The 16,176-nt window shown below is 71.1% G+C and carries 16 protein-coding genes and 1 pseudogene; 7 read left to right on the top strand and 10 right to left on the bottom strand.

Annotated features, from left to right (window positions below; all coding sequences use genetic code 11):
• Together AIIKEEIJ_RS27255 and AIIKEEIJ_RS27260 are read left to right on the top strand one after the other, a co-directional pair.
• Positions 1-979, top strand: a 979-nt coding sequence (locus tag AIIKEEIJ_RS27255; protein WP_161996948.1) for an Isoniazid-inducible protein iniC, incomplete at its 5' end; no start/stop codon positions are given.
• A gap of 153 nt (positions 980-1,132) precedes the next feature.
• Positions 1,133-2,034: pseudogene (locus tag AIIKEEIJ_RS27260) on the top strand (hypothetical protein).
• Between the two features lie 72 nt (positions 2,035-2,106).
• On the opposite strand, the gene AIIKEEIJ_RS27265 reads toward AIIKEEIJ_RS27260, so the two are convergent.
• On the bottom strand, positions 2,107-2,604 hold the full coding sequence (locus AIIKEEIJ_RS27265; protein ID WP_029545573.1) for a hypothetical protein: 498 nt from the start codon (positions 2,602-2,604) through the stop codon (positions 2,107-2,109).
• 241 nt (positions 2,605-2,845) lie between these two features.
• Between AIIKEEIJ_RS27265 and dnaK the strand changes: the two genes are divergently transcribed.
• The 4 genes from dnaK to AIIKEEIJ_RS27285 are packed head-to-tail and all read left to right on the top strand — an operon-like array spanning position 2,846 to position 6,944.
• Positions 2,846-4,690, top strand: coding sequence for a molecular chaperone DnaK (gene dnaK, locus AIIKEEIJ_RS27270; RefSeq protein ID WP_006945114.1), 1,845 nt, complete (start codon positions 2,846-2,848; stop codon positions 4,688-4,690).
• On the top strand, positions 4,687-5,322 hold the full coding sequence (gene grpE / locus AIIKEEIJ_RS27275; protein WP_006945115.1) for a nucleotide exchange factor GrpE: 636 nt from the start codon (positions 4,687-4,689) through the stop codon (positions 5,320-5,322). Before dnaK ends, grpE begins: the two co-directional genes overlap by 4 nt.
• 33 nt (positions 5,323-5,355) lie before the next feature.
• Complete coding sequence (dnaJ, locus tag AIIKEEIJ_RS27280; RefSeq protein WP_006945117.1) at positions 5,356-6,537, top strand: molecular chaperone DnaJ; 1,182 nt, start codon at positions 5,356-5,358, stop codon at positions 6,535-6,537.
• Positions 6,537-6,944: a heat shock protein transcriptional repressor HspR gene (locus AIIKEEIJ_RS27285; protein ID WP_006945118.1), complete on the top strand. Its 408-nt coding sequence runs from the start codon at positions 6,537-6,539 to the stop codon at positions 6,942-6,944. The genes dnaJ and AIIKEEIJ_RS27285 overlap by 1 nt, the downstream gene beginning before the upstream one ends.
• Positions 6,945-7,067: 123 nt before the next feature.
• Here AIIKEEIJ_RS27285 and AIIKEEIJ_RS27290 read toward each other — a convergent pair whose 3' ends face one another.
• The 3 genes from AIIKEEIJ_RS27290 to AIIKEEIJ_RS27300 all read right to left on the bottom strand — a co-directional run bounded on the left by AIIKEEIJ_RS27290 (position 7,068) and on the right by AIIKEEIJ_RS27300 (position 9,177).
• Complete coding sequence (locus AIIKEEIJ_RS27290; protein WP_006945119.1) at positions 7,068-8,057, bottom strand: LLM class flavin-dependent oxidoreductase; 990 nt, start codon at positions 8,055-8,057, stop codon at positions 7,068-7,070.
• A 101-nt stretch (positions 8,058-8,158) separates the two neighbouring features.
• Positions 8,159-8,698, bottom strand: coding sequence for a flavin reductase family protein (locus AIIKEEIJ_RS27295; RefSeq protein ID WP_006945120.1), 540 nt, complete (start codon positions 8,696-8,698; stop codon positions 8,159-8,161).
• An 89-nt stretch (positions 8,699-8,787) separates the two neighbouring features.
• Complete coding sequence (locus tag AIIKEEIJ_RS27300) at positions 8,788-9,177, bottom strand: nuclear transport factor 2 family protein (protein WP_043796674.1); 390 nt, start codon at positions 9,175-9,177, stop codon at positions 8,788-8,790.
• Positions 9,178-9,461: 284 nt separating this feature from the next.
• On the opposite strand from AIIKEEIJ_RS27300, the gene AIIKEEIJ_RS27305 reads away from it, so the two are divergent.
• Positions 9,462-11,177 (top strand): 3-ketosteroid-delta-1-dehydrogenase, encoded by a 1,716-nt coding sequence (locus tag AIIKEEIJ_RS27305; protein ID WP_161996949.1) that lies wholly within the window; start codon positions 9,462-9,464, stop codon positions 11,175-11,177.
• A 13-nt stretch (positions 11,178-11,190) separates the two neighbouring features.
• Here AIIKEEIJ_RS27305 and AIIKEEIJ_RS27310 read toward each other — a convergent pair whose 3' ends face one another.
• From AIIKEEIJ_RS27310 to AIIKEEIJ_RS27335, 6 genes are read right to left on the bottom strand one after another with little or no spacing between them, the layout of a single operon-like run.
• A complete protein-coding gene (locus tag AIIKEEIJ_RS27310; protein ID WP_161996950.1) occupies positions 11,191-11,646 on the bottom strand; it encodes a hydrogenase maturation protease in 456 nt (151 codons plus the stop codon).
• Positions 11,643-12,935: a nickel-dependent hydrogenase large subunit gene (locus AIIKEEIJ_RS27315; protein WP_161996951.1), complete on the bottom strand. Its 1,293-nt coding sequence runs from the start codon at positions 12,933-12,935 to the stop codon at positions 11,643-11,645. Before AIIKEEIJ_RS27315 ends, AIIKEEIJ_RS27310 begins: the two co-directional genes overlap by 4 nt.
• Complete coding sequence (locus AIIKEEIJ_RS27320) at positions 12,919-13,692, bottom strand: oxidoreductase (protein WP_161996952.1); 774 nt, start codon at positions 13,690-13,692, stop codon at positions 12,919-12,921. The genes AIIKEEIJ_RS27315 and AIIKEEIJ_RS27320 overlap by 17 nt, the downstream gene beginning before the upstream one ends.
• Complete coding sequence (locus tag AIIKEEIJ_RS27325; protein WP_006945147.1) at positions 13,692-14,552, bottom strand: FAD/NAD(P)-binding protein; 861 nt, start codon at positions 14,550-14,552, stop codon at positions 13,692-13,694. The genes AIIKEEIJ_RS27320 and AIIKEEIJ_RS27325 overlap by 1 nt, the downstream gene beginning before the upstream one ends.
• Positions 14,542-15,003, bottom strand: coding sequence for a Crp/Fnr family transcriptional regulator (locus AIIKEEIJ_RS27330; protein ID WP_006945149.1), 462 nt, complete (start codon positions 15,001-15,003; stop codon positions 14,542-14,544). Before AIIKEEIJ_RS27330 ends, AIIKEEIJ_RS27325 begins: the two co-directional genes overlap by 11 nt.
• The gene (locus AIIKEEIJ_RS27335; protein ID WP_161996953.1) at positions 15,000-16,160 is read right to left on the bottom strand and encodes a 4Fe-4S dicluster domain-containing protein; all 1,161 of its coding nucleotides are present in this window, start codon (positions 16,158-16,160) and stop codon (positions 15,000-15,002) included. Before AIIKEEIJ_RS27335 ends, AIIKEEIJ_RS27330 begins: the two co-directional genes overlap by 4 nt.
• Positions 16,161-16,176 lie beyond the last annotated feature (16 nt).

Here is a 16,176-nt window from a genome sequence, read left to right on the forward strand (position 1 = left end):
CGACGACGAAGCGTCCGGCGCCGACGCCGTCGTCTACCTGATGCGCACCCTCGGTGCCGCCGACGTGCAGTTCCTCGGCCGGATCGGCCAGCACGTGGGCGGCGAGTCCGGTCCGCTCGGGGTGATCGGCGTGGTCTCCCGCGCCGACGAGGTCGGCGCCGGCCGCATGGACGCGATGATGTCCGCCAAGGAGGTCGCGGCCCGGTTCGCGGGCGAGCTCGAGCGCACCGGACTGTGCCAGGCCGTCGTGCCGGTCGCGGGGCTGCTCGCGCTGGGTGCGCGGACGTTGCGGCAGAGCGAGTTCGCCGCGTTCGAGGCGCTCGCGCAGGTGCCGTCGCAGGATCTTCAGGTGGCGATGCTGTCGGCGGATCGGTTCGCGCGCCCCGACATCGCGCTGCCTGTCGATCCGGGGACGCGGGCGCACCTGGTCGACCGGTTCGGCCTGTTCGGGATCCGCATGGCCGTCACGCTGATCCATCTCGGGGTACGGGACTCGCCGACGCTGGCCGCGGAACTGGTGGCGCGCAGCGGGCTCGACGAACTGCGTCAGGTGATCGACGTGCAGTTCGGCCAGCGCGCCGATCAGCTCAAGGCGCATTCGGCGCTGATGTCGCTCGAACGGGTCCTGCGCGCCCACCGCAACGGTCCGCTGCTCGCCTCGGTGCAGCGGCTGCTCGCCGACGTCCACGGCTTCACCGAGCTGCGCCTGCTCGGCCGCCTGCGCTCGACCCGGGTCGCGCTGAGCGAGAACGACCTGCTCGAACTGCAGCGGCTGATCGGCGGTTTCGGTATCGGCCCTGCCCAGCGGCTGGGCCTCGGGCCGGACGCGACCGCCGCGGAGATCCACGCCGCCGGCGTCGCCGCCGTCCGCACCTGGCGTGCCCGCGCCGAGCATCCCCTGCTCGACCGGTTCACCGCGAACGCGTGCAGCGTGGCGGCGCGCAGCGGGGAAGGCATCCTCGCCGACGTCGCAGGCTGACAGGTCTCGGACTTCGACAACGGTCGCGACGGTTGTCGAAGTCCGAGACGCATGTGGACACATTTGTCCACAGTCGGAGCACTCATCCACAGATTCGCGGTTGCGGGTTCCGTGTCGCCTCGACCGGGCCGGATCGATCTCAGACTCGACGCCATGGTCGATCCGATCCTCCGCTCCGCCGCCCTCGCCTCCGGGACCACGGAGGCAGAACTTCGCCAGGCGCTGCGCACGGGCGAACTCCAGCGCATCGCTCCCGGTGCCTACCTTTCCCGCACCGTCCTTGAAACGCTCGACGCGACCGGGCTGCACCGTGCCCGGATTCGCGCCGTCCGGTGTGCGCTCGGATCGAGAGCCGCGATCAGCCATGTTTCGGCGGCGATCGTCCACGGGTTCGACGTCTGGGACGCCGACCTTTCCCGGGTCCACCTCACGCACAACCGTCCCACGGGTGCGCGTCGCACCACGCATCTGCACTCGCACGCGGCACTGTTGGCCGTCGATGACGTCGAGATCGTCGACGGTGTGCCCGTCACCTCCGCAGCCCGGACCGTCGTCGACCTCGCACGTACCCTGCCGCCCGAGCAGGCGGTGGTGATCGGGGATTCGGCGATGCGTATGCACCCGGCACTCGACCTCCGGGCCGCGCTCGACGCGGCCGGGAGCAGCGCGGGAATCGCCGCGGCGCGCCGGATCGCCGGTCTCCTCGACGGGCGTAGCGAGAGCCCTGGCGAGTCGCTCAGCCGCCTGCGGATGCGTGAGGCAGGTACCCGCCCGCCGGAACTGCAGCACGAGCTGCGCACGCCCGCGGGCCTTTTCGTCGCCCGGGTCGACTTCTTCTGGGAGGACCCCGGCATCGTCGGCGAGTTCGACGGCATGGGCAAGTACGGAAGCGGGGCACGGGTGTGGCCGCCGACGTAGTACGGCGGGAGAAGCTGCGGGAGGATGCGATCCGGGAGCTGGGTCTCGAAGTGGTGCGCTGGACGTGGGCCGAACTGTTCCGGTTCGACGTCGTGCTGGAGCGGCTGGCTCGGGCTGCCGAACGTGCCCGACGGTAGACACAACTCCCGGACATCGACAGCGGTTGCGACGGTTGTCGATGTCCGACAGCTGTGTGGCTGGCTCCGGCGTCAGCGACGCCGGGCCGCGACGGCGCCGACGACGGTGAGCCCGGCCCAGAGCAGGGGAGCCCACAGCAGGACGCCGGCGGTGGCGTCGCCGGCGTCGGCGAGGACGCTGCGGGCGGCGACGGCCGTGACGACGGTGGCGGCGGAGACGACGGCGAGCGCGAGGGGTGCCCGGGGGTGGCCGCGGCGCAGGAGTTCGAGGAAGACGACGGCGAGCAGGACGAGGAGCAGGCCGGCGGCGGCGAAACCGGCGAGGGTGAGGGCGACGGTGTCGGCGATGCTCTCGGCGGTGGTGCCGGGGTTGGCGCTGCGCAGCGAGTGCTCGAGGGCGTCCCGGACGGGTTCGCGGTCGAGGAGGACGGCGCCGAGCAGTCCGGCGAAGACGACGAACGACAGGACCCAGGCCGAGACCGCGGCGCCGACGCGCGGTGCGGGGGAGGCGGTGGGGTGCAGCGGGGTGACGGAGAACTCCGGGCGGGGCGGCTGCGGGCGCGTGCTCACCCCGGGATCGTAGCCTCCCGCAATTCTTGTGATCCGAGTCACAAAGGGAACACCGCGGGGCGGTCTGCCGTTGGAGGAAGCAGACAACTTGAGCGTCACAGGCTCAACTTTGACTTGACTCGGGATTCCGGGCGGGTGCAAGCTTGAGTCGACTGCGCTCAGCTGAGCCGATCCGGCTCAGGTTGTGCAAGGACACCTATGCGGCACACCGGTGTGCCGCAGCGAAGAATGGAGAAACACTATGGCTCGTGCGGTCGGTATCGACCTCGGAACCACCAACTCCGTCGTTTCCGTTCTGGAGGGCGGCGAGCCCGTAGTGGTCGCCAACTCCGAGGGATCGCGCACCACCCCGTCGGTCGTCGCCTTCGCCAAGAACGGCGAGGTGCTGGTCGGCCAGCCCGCCAAGAACCAGGCGGTCACCAACGTCGACCGCACCATCCGCTCGGTCAAGCGTCACATCGGCACCGACTGGACCGTGGAGATCGACGGCAAGAAGTACACCTCGCAGGAGATCAGCGCGCGCACGCTCATGAAGCTGAAGCGGGACGCGGAGGCTTACCTCGGTGAGGAGATCACCGACGCCGTCATCACCGTCCCCGCCTACTTCGAGGACGCACAGCGGCAGGCCACCAAGGAGGCCGGGCAGATCGCCGGCCTGAACGTGCTGCGCATCGTCAACGAGCCGACTGCCGCGGCGCTGGCCTACGGCCTGGACAAGGGCGAGAAGGAACAGACCATCCTGGTCTTCGATCTCGGTGGCGGCACCTTCGACGTGTCCCTGCTCGAGATCGGCGACGGCGTCGTCGAGGTCCGCGCGACCTCCGGCGACAACCACCTCGGTGGCGACGACTGGGATCAGCGCGTCGTCGACTGGCTGGTCGAGAAGTTCAAGGCACAGCACGGCGTCGACCTGACCAAGGACAAGATGGCCCTGCAGCGTCTGCGCGAGGCCGCGGAGAAGGCGAAGATCGAGCTGTCGAGCTCGCAGTCGACGTCCATCAACCTGCCGTACATCACGGTCGACGCGGACAAGAACCCGCTGTTCCTCGACGAGCAGCTCTCGCGCAGCGAGTTCCAGAAGATCACCTCGGATCTGCTCGACCGCACCCGCGCGCCGTTCCAGCAGGTCATCAAGGACGCCGGCATCTCCGTCAAGGACATCGACCACGTCGTCCTGGTCGGCGGCTCGACCCGCATGCCCGCCGTGACCGACCTGGTGCGCGAGCTGACCGGTGGCCGTGAGCCCAACAAGGGCGTGAACCCGGACGAGGTCGTCGCCGTCGGTGCCGCCCTGCAGGCCGGCGTCCTCAAGGGCGAGGTCAAGGACGTGCTGCTGCTCGACGTCACCCCGCTGTCCCTCGGCATCGAGACCAAGGGTGGCGTGATGACCAAGCTCATCGAGCGCAACACCACCATCCCGACGAAGCGCTCCGAGACCTTCACCACGGCCGACGACAACCAGCCGTCGGTGCAGATCCAGGTCTTCCAGGGTGAGCGTGAGATCGCGGCGCACAACAAGCTGCTCGGCTCGTTCGAGCTCGGTGGCATCGCCCCGGCTCCGCGCGGCGTCCCGCAGATCGAGGTGACCTTCGACATCGACGCCAACGGCATCGTGCACGTCACCGCGAAGGACAAGGGCACCGGCAAGGAGAACACGATCAAGATCCAGGAGGGCTCCGGCCTCTCCAAGGAGGAGATCGACCGGATGATCAAGGACGCCGAGGCGCACGCCGAGGAGGACCGCAAGCGTCGCGAGGAGGCCGAGGTCCGCAACCAGGCCGAGTCGCTCGTGCACCAGACCGAGAAGTTCCTCCAGGAGAACGGGGACAAGGTCGCCGCCGACGCCAAGAGCAAGGTCGAGGCCGCGATCAAGGAGACCAAGGACGCCCTCGCCGGCACGGACATCGCCGCGGTGAAGACCGCCGTCGAGAAGCTCGCGACGGAGTCGCAGGCCCTCGGCCAGTCCCTGTACGAGTCCCAGGCCGCCGACGCGGGTGCTGCCGCCGGTGACGGCGCGGCTGCCGGCTCGGACAACGTCGTCGACGCCGAGGTCGTCGACGAGCCGACCGACTCGGAGAAGAAGTGACGGCGGAGAAGCCCGAGCAGGAGCCGGTGACCGTCACCGACAAGCGTCGGATCGACCCCGACACCTTCGAGGTTCGCGACCCGGAGACCGGGTCGCAGCCCGTCGGCGGTGCGGACACCGAGGCTCCGGCTGCGGGAGAACACGAGGAGGCCGCGCTCGCGGCCGAACCGTCGCCCGAGTCGGCTCAGCTGGCCGAGCGCACGGCGGACCTGCAGCGCCTCACCGCGGAGTACGCCAACTACCGGCGTCGCGTGGAGCGCGAGCGGGTGGTCACGACCGAGGCGGCCAAGGCCTCGGTGGTCACCCAGCTGCTCGACGTCGTGGACGACCTCGACCGGGCCCGCGCCCACGGCGACCTCGAGCAGGGGCCGCTGAAGTCGGTGGCGGACAAGCTGAACGGCGTCCTGTCGGGCCTGGGGCTCCAGCCCTTCGGCGACGAGGGCGACGCCTTCGACCCGGAGATCCACGAGGCCGTGCACATGGAGGGCGACGGCGCGAACCCGGTGCTCGACACGGTGCTGCGCAAGGGATACCGGCTCGGTGAGCGGATCCTGCGGCACGCGATGGTGACCGTGACGGACGCGGGCGACGCACCGGCGGAAAAGCCGGCGTCCGGTGCGGACAACGAGTAAGTACAGGGAAACAGCGAGAGGAGGAGACGCCCGGTGAGCCAGAGGGAGTGGATCGAGAAGGACTTCTACAAGGAGCTGGGTGTCTCCTCCGACGCGTCGGCCGACGACATCAAGAAGGCCTACCGCAAGCTGGCGCGGGATCTGCATCCCGACGCCAACCCCGGCGACACCCGGACGGAGGAGCGCTTCAAGGCGGTCAGCGAGGCGTACGCCGTGCTGTCCGATCCGGCCAGGCGCAAGGAGTACGACGAGACCCGGCAGATGTTCGCCTCCGGCGGCTTCGGCGGCGGGTTCCGTCCCGGCGCCGGCAGCGGCGGGTTCTCCGGCGGCACCACCACCTTCGATCTCGGTGACCTGTTCGGTGGCGGCGGCGGTGGGGCCGGTGACGCCGGTCTCGGCGACCTGTTCGGCGGCCTGTTCAACCGGACCGGCGGCGGTGGCGCGCGCACCACGTCGCGGCCCCGGCGCGGGTCCGACGTGGACGCCGAGACCACGCTCGACTTCCGCGACGCGGCCCTCGGCGTCACCGTCCCGCTGCGGCTGACCAGCCCTGCGCCGTGCACCACCTGCCACGGCAGTGGCGCCCGACCCGGCACCAGCCCGCGGGTGTGCCCGCGCTGCAACGGAAGTGGCATCGTCTCGCGCAACCAGGGTGCGTTCGGGTTCTCCGAGCCGTGCGACGACTGCCGGGGCACCGGGTCGATCATCGACGAGCCCTGCACGGACTGTCGCGGCAGTGGCATCCAGAACCGCACCCGCACCATCACGGTGCGGATCCCACCCGGGGTCCGGGACGGCCAGCGCATCCGGCTGGCCGGTCAGGGCGAGGCGGGACTGCGCGGCGCCCCGCCCGGTGACCTGTTCGTCACGGTGCACGTGCGCGCCGACAGGGTGTTCGGCCGCGACGGCGACGACCTGACGCTGGTGCTGCCGGTCAGCTACGGCGAGCTGGTGCTCGGCACCACCGTCTCGGTCCCCACCCTGGAGGGCCGGGTCGGGTTGAAGATCCCGGCCGGTACGGCCGACGGGCGCGTGCTGCGGGTACGCGGGCGCGGCGTCCCCAAGCGCGGGGGCGGCGCCGGCGACCTGCTGGTGACCGTCAAGGTGGCCGTGCCCCAGAACCTCGACGACCAGGCGATCGACGCACTGCGGATCTACATGCACGCGGAGCAGGCGAGCGGCTTCGATCCGCGGGCGGGCTGGGCAGGTGCATGATGAGCGAGAACCGCAACCGGCACGATTCGCCGATGGACCCGGACGCCCGGGTCTATGTGATCTCGGTGGCGGCGGAACTGGCCGGCATGCACGCGCAGACGCTGCGCAACTACGACCGGCTCGGCCTCGTCACCCCGCACCGCACGCGGGGCGGCGGGCGCCGCTACTCCCCGCGCGACGTCGCGCTGCTGCGTGAGGTCCAGCGCCTGTCGCAGGACGAGGGCGTGAACCTCGCGGGCATCAAGCGGATCATCGAGCTGACCAATCAGGTCGAGGCCCTGCAGCAGCGGCTGTCCGAGATGGCAGCCGAGATCGCGCAACTGCACGCGTCGCGCCGCGCGCTGGTGCCGGTGCCGCGCAGCAACGCGCTGGTGGTCTGGAAGCCGAAGCACCAGCGCGACAGGTAGGTGCTCGGCCCCTCCGGCCTCGATCACCCAATACCGTTGTGGCCGAATGTCACATCGCGTCGATCAGATCGACACGATGTGACATTCGGCCGTTCAGGGCGGTCACGGGCGGTCACGGGCCGTTCAGGCCGGGACGAGCCCGCTGACGTCGGCGAGCAGTTCGAGCGAACGCAGCCACGCCTTGCGCCCGGGCGCCGACGACACCACGATCAACTCGTCGGCCTGCGCGAGCTCGGTGAAGCGGTCGAGGTAGGCACGCGCCTCGGCCGGGGTGCCGACGGCGGTGTACCGCAGCATCTGCAGCACCTGCTGCCCGGCGGGGGCGTCGAGCAGCATCTCGACCTCGTCGTCGGTGAAGGTACGGCCGCGGCCGAGCATCTGCCGGATGCGCTGTCGCTTGGTGGCCTCGAACAGTGCATTCGCCTCGTCGGTGGTGTCCGCGGCGATCACGCCGACGCCCGCGATGACGTACGGCTCGGCGAGCTGCTCGGACGGCTGGAACTCGCGCCGGTACAGCGCGACGGCGTCCTCGAGCGCCTGCGGCGCGAAGTGCGACGCGAACGCGTACGGAAGGCCGAGCAGCGCGGCGAGTTTCGCCCCGAACAGCGACGAGCCGAGGATGTACAGCGGCACGTCGGTGCCCTTGCCGGGGACGGCGTCGACGCCCGGAATGCGCGACGTGCCGCGCAGGTAGCCCTGCAGCTCGAGCACGTCCTGCGGGAAGCTGTCGGCCGACGACGGGTCGCGGCGCAGCGCCCGCAGGGTGTTCTGGTCGCTGCCGGGGGCGCGGCCGAGACCGAGGTCGATGCGGCCGGGATGCAGCGTCTCGAGGGTGCCGAACTGCTCGGCGATGGTCAGCGGCGAGTGGTTGGGCAGCATGATGCCCCCGGCGCCGAGCCGGATCGTGGACGTGTGGGCGGCGACGTGCGCGATCAGCACGCTGGTGGCCGACGAGGCGATGGTCGGCATGTTGTGGTGTTCGGCGTACCAGATGCGGCGGTAGCCCCACCGCTCGGCGCGCTGCGCCATGTCCACGCTCGCGGCGAAGCTGTCGCGCGCGGTTTCGCCGCGGCCGATGTGAGCCAGGTCGAGAATCGATAGTGGTGTGGTCACCTGGATCCTTCGCGTGTCCGGGGCCCGGGTTCGGGATCCGGGCACACGATCGGTCCAACCACACCGGCCGGTCCACTATTCCGTGACGTGCGCCTCGCCGCTCACCGCACCGGGTTCACGTCGGTGGCGGTGCGGGGATCGAGGAGCGTCTCGCCCGCATACCTGCCGAAGCCGCCGCGGTAGAACAACAGCGGTCCGTCGTCGTGCAGCGCGGTCAGCCCCGTCACACGCGCGACGACGATGGTGTGGTCGCCGGCGTCGTGCTCGGCCTCGACGGTGGCCTCGATGCGGGCCAGCGCGCCCGCGATGGCGGGCGCGCCGTTGTCGCCGCGCGTCCAGTCCACGCCGGTGAACTTGTCGCCGCCGCTGACGGCGAACGCCATGCACGTGTCGCGCTGGTGGTGGGCCAGGACGTTGATCGCGAGGGTGCCGATCTCACGGATCTTCGGCCAGGTCCGCGACGTGCGGGCGGGGCAGAACGACACGAGCGGCGGATCCAGGGACACCGACGCGAACGACTGGCACGCGAAACCCAGCGGTTCGCGGCCGTCGTGGCCGGTCACGACGGTGACGCCGGTGCAGAAGTTGCCCAGCACGTCGCGCATCGTCCGGGGATCGAGCACCGTGTGTTCCGCGCTCATAAGGTTCCTCTCGCCGTTCGGTATCTCTCCAGTGTCCGTCATTCCGGCGGCGGGTTGCGACCGGCGTCCGGCGGACCGTGCCGGGGCTTTCAGCGCTGCCGCATGTCCGACGGCGCCCAGTAGGCGCGCATGCTCGTGATCCGGGCCTGGTCGTCGAAGGTCATCACGTCGATCGGCTCGACCTCGTGCACCCGGCCCCCGGTCTCGGTGACGACCCGGAAGTGGAACGCCGCGCACGACCCGGTCACCCGCAGCGCCAGCAGTTCGGTCGCGCGCCGGGAGCCCTCGAGTGCGCGGTAGAACTCGGCGATCGCCGCCCGTCCGGTCCTCGGCGCGGAGCCGACCGGGTCCTCGAGGGTGGCGTCCTCCGCATACAGCGCAGCGATGTCGGCGCCGCTGCCGTCGGCGACGGCCGCCAGATACTCGACGACGGTGGCGCGGATGCGTTCGGCGTGCGTGACGGTGCCGGACGTGGTCATGGCTGCTCCTGTGGGATCGACGGTTCGTCGCGAGACGAGTCGACGCTAGCGGCACCGTGGACCCAGCCGGGGTCGTCGTCCCACGCATCGGGAGGTTGCGGGATCGCGTTTGCGCGCGCTGCGGTGAGCCGGTGGCGACCGCGCCCACGGACGTCCCGGTGGCCGGGAACCCGCCCGCCGGCGTGGTGGAACTGTCCTAGCGTCGTCGGGCATGCGTGCAGTGGGTCGCCTCGGGTCCGAGGCGCGACCCGACCAGGCAGCGACGATGTGAAGGAGAATTCGAAATGGCGACGAGTCCCGTACCGGCCGTGACCCCCGCCCACGACACCACCGTGGATCTGCTGGTGATCGGGTCCGGCACCGGTATGGCCGCCGCGCTCACCGCGCGCGAGCTCGGCCTGTCGGCGCTGATCGTGGAAAAGACCCGGTACGTGGGTGGCTCCACCGCCCGCTCGGGAGGCGCGTTCTGGGTGCCCGCCAACCCGGTGCTGCGCGAGGCCGGTTCGGGCGACACCCCCGAGCGGGGTCACACCTACGTGCGGTCGGTGGTCGACGGCTCGGCGCCGGCCGAGCGCGGCGAGGCGTTCGTCGATCACGGCGCCGCGACCGTCGAGATGCTCCGGCGCACCACGCCGATGAAGTTCTTCTGGGCCAAGGGTTACGCCGACTACCACCCGGAGCAGCCGGGCGGCGCCGCCGTCGGACGTACCTGTGAGTGCCGGCCGTTCGACACGTCGGTGCTCGGCGACGAGCGCGGCCGGTTGCGCCCCGGTCTGATGGAGGCGGGGCTGCCGATGCCCACCACCGGTGCCGACTACAAGTGGCTGAACCTCATGATGCGGGTCCCCCTCAAGGGATTCCCGCGCATCTTCCGGCGGCTGGCGCAGGGTGTGGGCGGCCTCGCGCTCGGCCGGCAGTACGTCGCCGGCGGGCAGGCGATCGCCGCGGGCCTGTTCGCGGGGGTGCTGCGGGCCGGGATCCCCGTCTGGACCGAGACGTCGCTGGTGCGGCTGGTCACCGAGGGCGAGCGGGTGACCGGTGCCGTCCTCGAACAGAACGGCCGTGAGGTGACCGTGACCGCCCGTCGCGGTGTGGTCCTCGCGGCCGGCGGGTTCGACCACGACATGGCCATGCGACGGAAGTTCCAGTCCGACAGGCTCGCCGACAACGAAAGCCTCGGCGCCGAAGGCAACACCGGCGACGCGATCAAGGTCGCCCAGGAGGTGGGCGCCGGCCTCGACCTGATGGACCAGGCATGGTGGTTCCCCGCCGTCGCGCCGACGGCCCCGGGCAAGCCGCCGCTGGTGATGCTGGCGGAACGGTCCCTGCCGGGTTCGTTCATCGTGGACCACACGGGCCGCCGGTTCACCAACGAGTCCTCGGACTACATGTCGTTCGGTCAGGTCGTCCTCGAGCGCGAGCGGGCCGGCGACCCGGTCGAATCGATGTGGATCGTCTTCGACCAGAAGTACCGCAACAGTTACCTGTTCGCGGCGGGGCTGTTCCCGCGCCAGCCCATCCCGGGCTCCTGGTACAAGGCGGGCATCGCGCACCGGGCCACGGATCCGGTCGAGCTGGCGCGCTCGATGGGGATACCCGAGGACGCGTTCGCCGAGACCTTCCGCCGGTTCAACGACGACGCCGCGTCGGGAACGGACTCCGAATTCGGTCGTGGGGGAAGCGCATACGACCGCTACTACGGCGATCCGACGGTCGAGCCGAACCCGAACCTGCGGTCGCTGACCGAAGGGCCGCTCTACGCGGTGAAGATGACGCTGAGCGACCTCGGCACGTGCGGTGGCGTGAAGGCCGACGAGCGGGCGCGGGTGCTGCGCGAGGACGGCAGTGTGATCGACGGTCTCTATGCGATCGGCAACACCGCCGCGAACGCGTTCGGCAACACGTACCCGGGTGCGGGGGCGACGATCGGTCAGGGCCTGGTGTTCGGGTACATCGCCGCGCAGGACGCCGCGAAGGCAGCCGTTCCCGCGAACGGATGACTCGGCAACGGCCTTACCGCTCGCATTCGTCGATCACTGCCCGCACCACGGCGGGCAGTGCCGCGGCGGTGGCGGGCGTCAGGCCGACGCCGTAACCGACCTCCGTCACCTCGAGGGTGTAGACCACGACCCGACCCGGGTCGATGCCCAGGATCCGGCTCAGCGCCCACGCCTCGGCGGGACCGAGGCTGTGCGAGCCGGCGTGTCGCGAGCGGCGGGCGAGACTCGCCTCCCCGATCTCGTGACGCCGGATCGCGCCGGGCGGACCGGTGCCGACGGTGGCGTCGACGACGACCGCCAACCGCGTCCCGGCCCACGCGTCCAGCATTGCCGTCGGCTCGCCGTCGGAGATCAGGACCCGCCATCCGGGCCGGGACCGGCCGACCTCCCGGGCCGCCGCGGGCCCGACGCCGTCGTCGCGGCGGTACTCGTTGCCGACGCCGATCACCACGAAGTTCGTCGCGATCACCCGCGGTCGATCGTGAGGTCGAGGAAGTGTGTGGCACACGAGATGCACGGGTCGTAGTTGCGGATCACCCGTTCGCACAGCGACGTCAGATCGGCATCGGACAGCTCCAGGTGGCCGGCGATCAGCGTGCGCAGATCGTGTTCGACGGCAGCCTGGTTCTGGGAGGTCGGGGGGACGATCACGGCCGAGCGGATCAGTCCGTCGTCGCCGAGCTCGTAACGGTGGTACAGCAGTCCCCGCGGTGCCTCGCTGACACCGTGCCCGGTCGCGGCGCGGGCGGCGACCTCGGTGCCGGGCCGGCCCGGACGCTCGTACCCGGCGATCAGGCGGAGCGCCTCCTCCACCGCATAGACGGTTTCGACGGCGCGAACAACGATGCTGCGAAACGGGTTACGGCACTGCGTCCCCAGTCCTGCCGCGTGTGCCGACTGTCGTGCGGTCGCCGACAGCTGCGCGGAGTTCAGGGTGTATCGGGCCAGGGGTCCGGTCAGGTACCGGCGCCCGTCGAGCCGCGCGTACAGGGCCGTCGAGTGCGGGACCTGGTGTTCGACCACATGGTCCGGGAACTGTGCTGCGGCGAAGGAGGATCCGGTCGACGACCGGATCTGCCCGTCCTCGATGGCGTAGCGGTCGGGCCGGTGCAGGGCGAGCAGGTCGTGATCGAGATCGACATCAGGAAAGTCGAACCCGGCCACCCAGCGGACCGTGTCGAGCGCGTCGTCGAGGGCGCGGCGCAGCCGCTCGGCGAGCGGGGCGAGTTCCGTGCGGCTCGGTGCGCGATAGAAGCCGCCGATCCGCACGTTGACCGGGTGGATGGGCCGTCCGCCGACCTGCTCGAGGATCGCGTTGCCGGCCTTCTTCAGGGCCAGCCCGCGTTCGAGCGCGCTCCGATGACGCTCGGCGAGGGCGATCGCGTCGGGAAGGCCGAGGAAGTCGGGGGCGTGCAGGAAGTAGATGTGCAGCACGTGGCTGGCGATCCACTCGCCGCAGTAGAGCAGGCGGCGCAGGTTCAGCACCGGCTCGTCGAGCTCGACCCCGCAGGCCTGCTCCAGCGCATTGCAGGCGCTGACCTGGTAGGCGACGGGGCAGATCCCGCAGATCCGGGAGGTGATGTCCGGAGGCTCGCGGAAATCCCTTCCCCGCAGGAACGACTCGAAGAACCGGGGCGGCTCGTAGATGTTCAGCTCCGCGCGCTGCACCCGCCCGTCGCGCACCGACACGTTCAGTCTGCCCTCGCCCTCGACGCGGGCGAGGGCACGGACCGTCAGCTCTCTACGGCTCCCGCTCACGGCGGTGCCTCTCGGCGAGTACGGTGGCGCCGACGTTGAACGTCGCGAAGGCGCGGTCGATGTCGTCGTCGCTCATGCCGCACGTGCGCAGCCACCCGGCCAGCGACGCGACGTTGGGGTCGGTCGTCGGCCCGAAACAGCCGTAGCAGCCGCGCGACTGCGCCGGGCACAGGGCGCCGCAGCCGGAGTGGGTCACCGGGCCGAGGCAGGGCGTGCCGTCGGCGACCATCACGCAGGTCAATCCCCGGCGCTTGCACTCGGTGCACACACTGGTGTTCGGGATGTTCGGCCGGCGGCCGGCCAGGAACGCGGTGATCACCTCGAGCAACTGGCGCCGGTCGATCGGGCAGCCGCGCAACTCGAAGTCGACCGGCACGTGCGCCGCGATCGCCGTCGACGTCGCCAGGGTCTCGATGTACTCCGGGTGGGCGTAGACCATCGAGGTGAACTCGGCGACGTCGGCGAAGTTGCGCAACGCCTGGATGCCGCCGGCGGTTGCGCACGCGCCGATCGTGACGAGGGTCCGGGACTGCTCCCGGACCCGGTGGATGCGCGCGACGTCCGCGGCGGTGGTGATCGAGCCCTCGACCAGCGACAGGTCGTACGGACCGTCGTCGACGGCGCTCGACAGTTCGAGGAAATGGGCGATCTGCACCGCCCCCGACAGCGCGAGCAGTTCGTCCTCGCAGTCCAGCACGGACAGCTGACATCCGTCGCACGACGCGAACTTCCACACCGCGAGCTTCGGCCTGTCCATCACAGCTCCCGTACGTGCAGCAGCGGTCCGGCCACCGCGTAATCCAGCACCGGGCCGTCCCGGCAGAGCAGGATCTCGCCGAGCTGGCAGTGCCCGCACAGCCCGATCCCGCACTGCATGTTCCGTTCCAGCGAGACCCGGATATCCGGGGGCCGTATCCCCTTGCCCAGCAGCACCCGGGCCGAGAACCGCATCATCGCCTCCGGCCCGCACAGCAGGGCCGTCGTCCGCGCGGGATCGAGGTCGAGCCGGCTCAGCGGCTCCGTGACGAATCCGACGGACCCGGACCAGCCCTGGACCGGCTGGTCGATCGTCAGCCGGACCTCCACGCCGCCGTCGGCCCAGTCCTGTAGCTCGCGCCGATACAGGATCTCGGCCGGCCGGCGTGCTCCGACCACGAGCACGACGCGCCGGAAGTCGCCGCGCGCGGCCACCGCGCCGAGAACGGCGGCCCGCACCGCGGCCAACCCCACCCCGCCGGCAACGATCACCAGGTCCCGGCCGGTGCACGACTCGAGGTCCCAGCCCACCCCGAACGGGCCGCGCACGCCGACGATCGCGCCGGGCTCGGCGTCGTGCAGGGCCCGGCTCACCGCACCCACCTTCCGCACGGTGTGGACCAGTTCCCCGGTCGTGTCGGTGGGATCCCCGCTGACCGAGAGCGCGATCTCGCCGACCCCGGGGGCGTAGAGCATCATGAACTGCCCGGGCCGGAACCGCGGTCGCGGCGCCCCCAGCGGGGCCAGCGACAGCGTCACCGCATCGGCGGTCTCGACGGTCCGCGAGCGAACCCGGTGGGCGCTGGGCAGCATCGGCGCGCCCGGCGCCGCTGCGGTGTCGTGCGCGAGGTCACCGAACATCGGGACCCGCATACAGGTCCAGCAGTCGCGCCCGGGTGGCCTGCAACCGCTCCAGGAGGGCCCCGAACAGGGCCCGCATCACCGTGTATCCGAACTCGGCGTCGGCCTCGCTCAGCGCCTGCAGCGCCGCGGCGTCCACCTCCAGAGCCGAGGTCGCAGCGGCCGCGACGGCCCCGTAATGCCAGCGGTAGGGCGGCGTCAGCCACGACCATCCCAGGACGTCACCGTCGACGAACGTGTCGAGGGTGACCTGGCCGCGGCCGGGCACCACCGTGTACAGATCCACCCGGCCCTCCTGGAGCAGCCAGCAACTGCGCGCCTCCCCGCCCTCGTGGAAGACGTGCTCCCCGGCGGCGAAGCGGACCGGGTGGGCGAGCGCGGCGATCCGATCCCGCGCCTCCGGGCCCAGCCCCGCCAGAGCCCGGATGCCGTCGAGCGGTGGGGTCGTCATCGGTGCCCGTCCGGTTCGTCGTCGTGGGTGGCGAGCGCGCCGGTGAGGCGGGCCGCCTCCGCGGTGATGTCGATGCCGACCGGGCACCAGTCGATGCAGCGGCCGCAGCCGACACATCCCGAGCTGCCGAACTGGTCGTGCCAGGTGCCGAGCTTGTGCGAGATCCACTGCCGGTACCGGCTCCGGCCGGACGCCCGGACGTCACCGCCGTGGATGTAGGAGAAGTCCGGTTCGAAACAGGACGCCCAGTGCTGCCACCTGCCGGCGTGCCCGTCGGCGAGGTCGGTGACGTCCTCCGTCGACGTACAGAAGCAGGTGGGGCACACCATCGTGCAGTTTCCGCACGTCAGGCAGCGATCGGCGACATCCTCCCAGACGTCCGCCTCGCGGGCGTCGCGGAGCATCGCCCGCAGGTCGACCTCGGGCATGCTCCGTCCCATCCGGTCGCCGGCGGCCGACACCGCGTTGCGGGCCCCGGTGGTCTCATCCGCGGTGGCGTCGCGGTGGGGGAGCAGGTCCAGGATGCGGGCGCCCTCGTCGGTCCCGACGTCCACGAGAAAACGGTGCCCCTGCTCGTCGACGCGTTCGGTCAGGCCCAGGTCGTACCCCGGGCCCGCGGCGGGTCCGGTGGCCATCGAGGCGCAGAAGCAGACCTCGCCGGGTTCGGTGCAGTTGACCGCGACGATGAACAGCCCGCGGAACCGTCGCGCGGTGGCCCCGTCGGGATGGGCGCCGCGGGTCAGCACCGTGCCCAGGATGCCGATCGCGGCCAGGTCGCAGCCGCGGACGCCGAGGAACGCGTACCGGGTCTCGTCCGCGGGTGGGGGCCGGTAGCTGCCGTCCGGCGCGGTCGACCACAGTTGCTGTCGTGCGGGGTGCAGGAACTGCTTCCACGACTGCGGACCCGCGGAATGGCCGAACACGGCGGTGTCGTCGCGTCGCCGGAGCCGATACCGCCCGGGTGCGGTCGACACGCCCCACCCGTCGGGCAGCTCTCGTCCCGACCCGAGCTCGTCGAGCACGATGGCGTCGTCGCGGACGGTGGGGCCGACGACGCGATATCCCTCGGCCTGTAGCACCTCGATCAGCCGGTCGAGGTGGGCGCGGGACAGGATTGCCGGCGTCGGGGGGTCGGCGTGCGAATCCGCAATACCCATGGCAGCTCCCGTGATT

It is taken from the genome of Rhodococcus sp. YH1 (genome assembly GCF_009939605.1).
Taxonomy (GTDB): Bacteria; Actinomycetota; Actinomycetes; order Mycobacteriales; family Mycobacteriaceae; genus Rhodococcus; species Rhodococcus aetherivorans.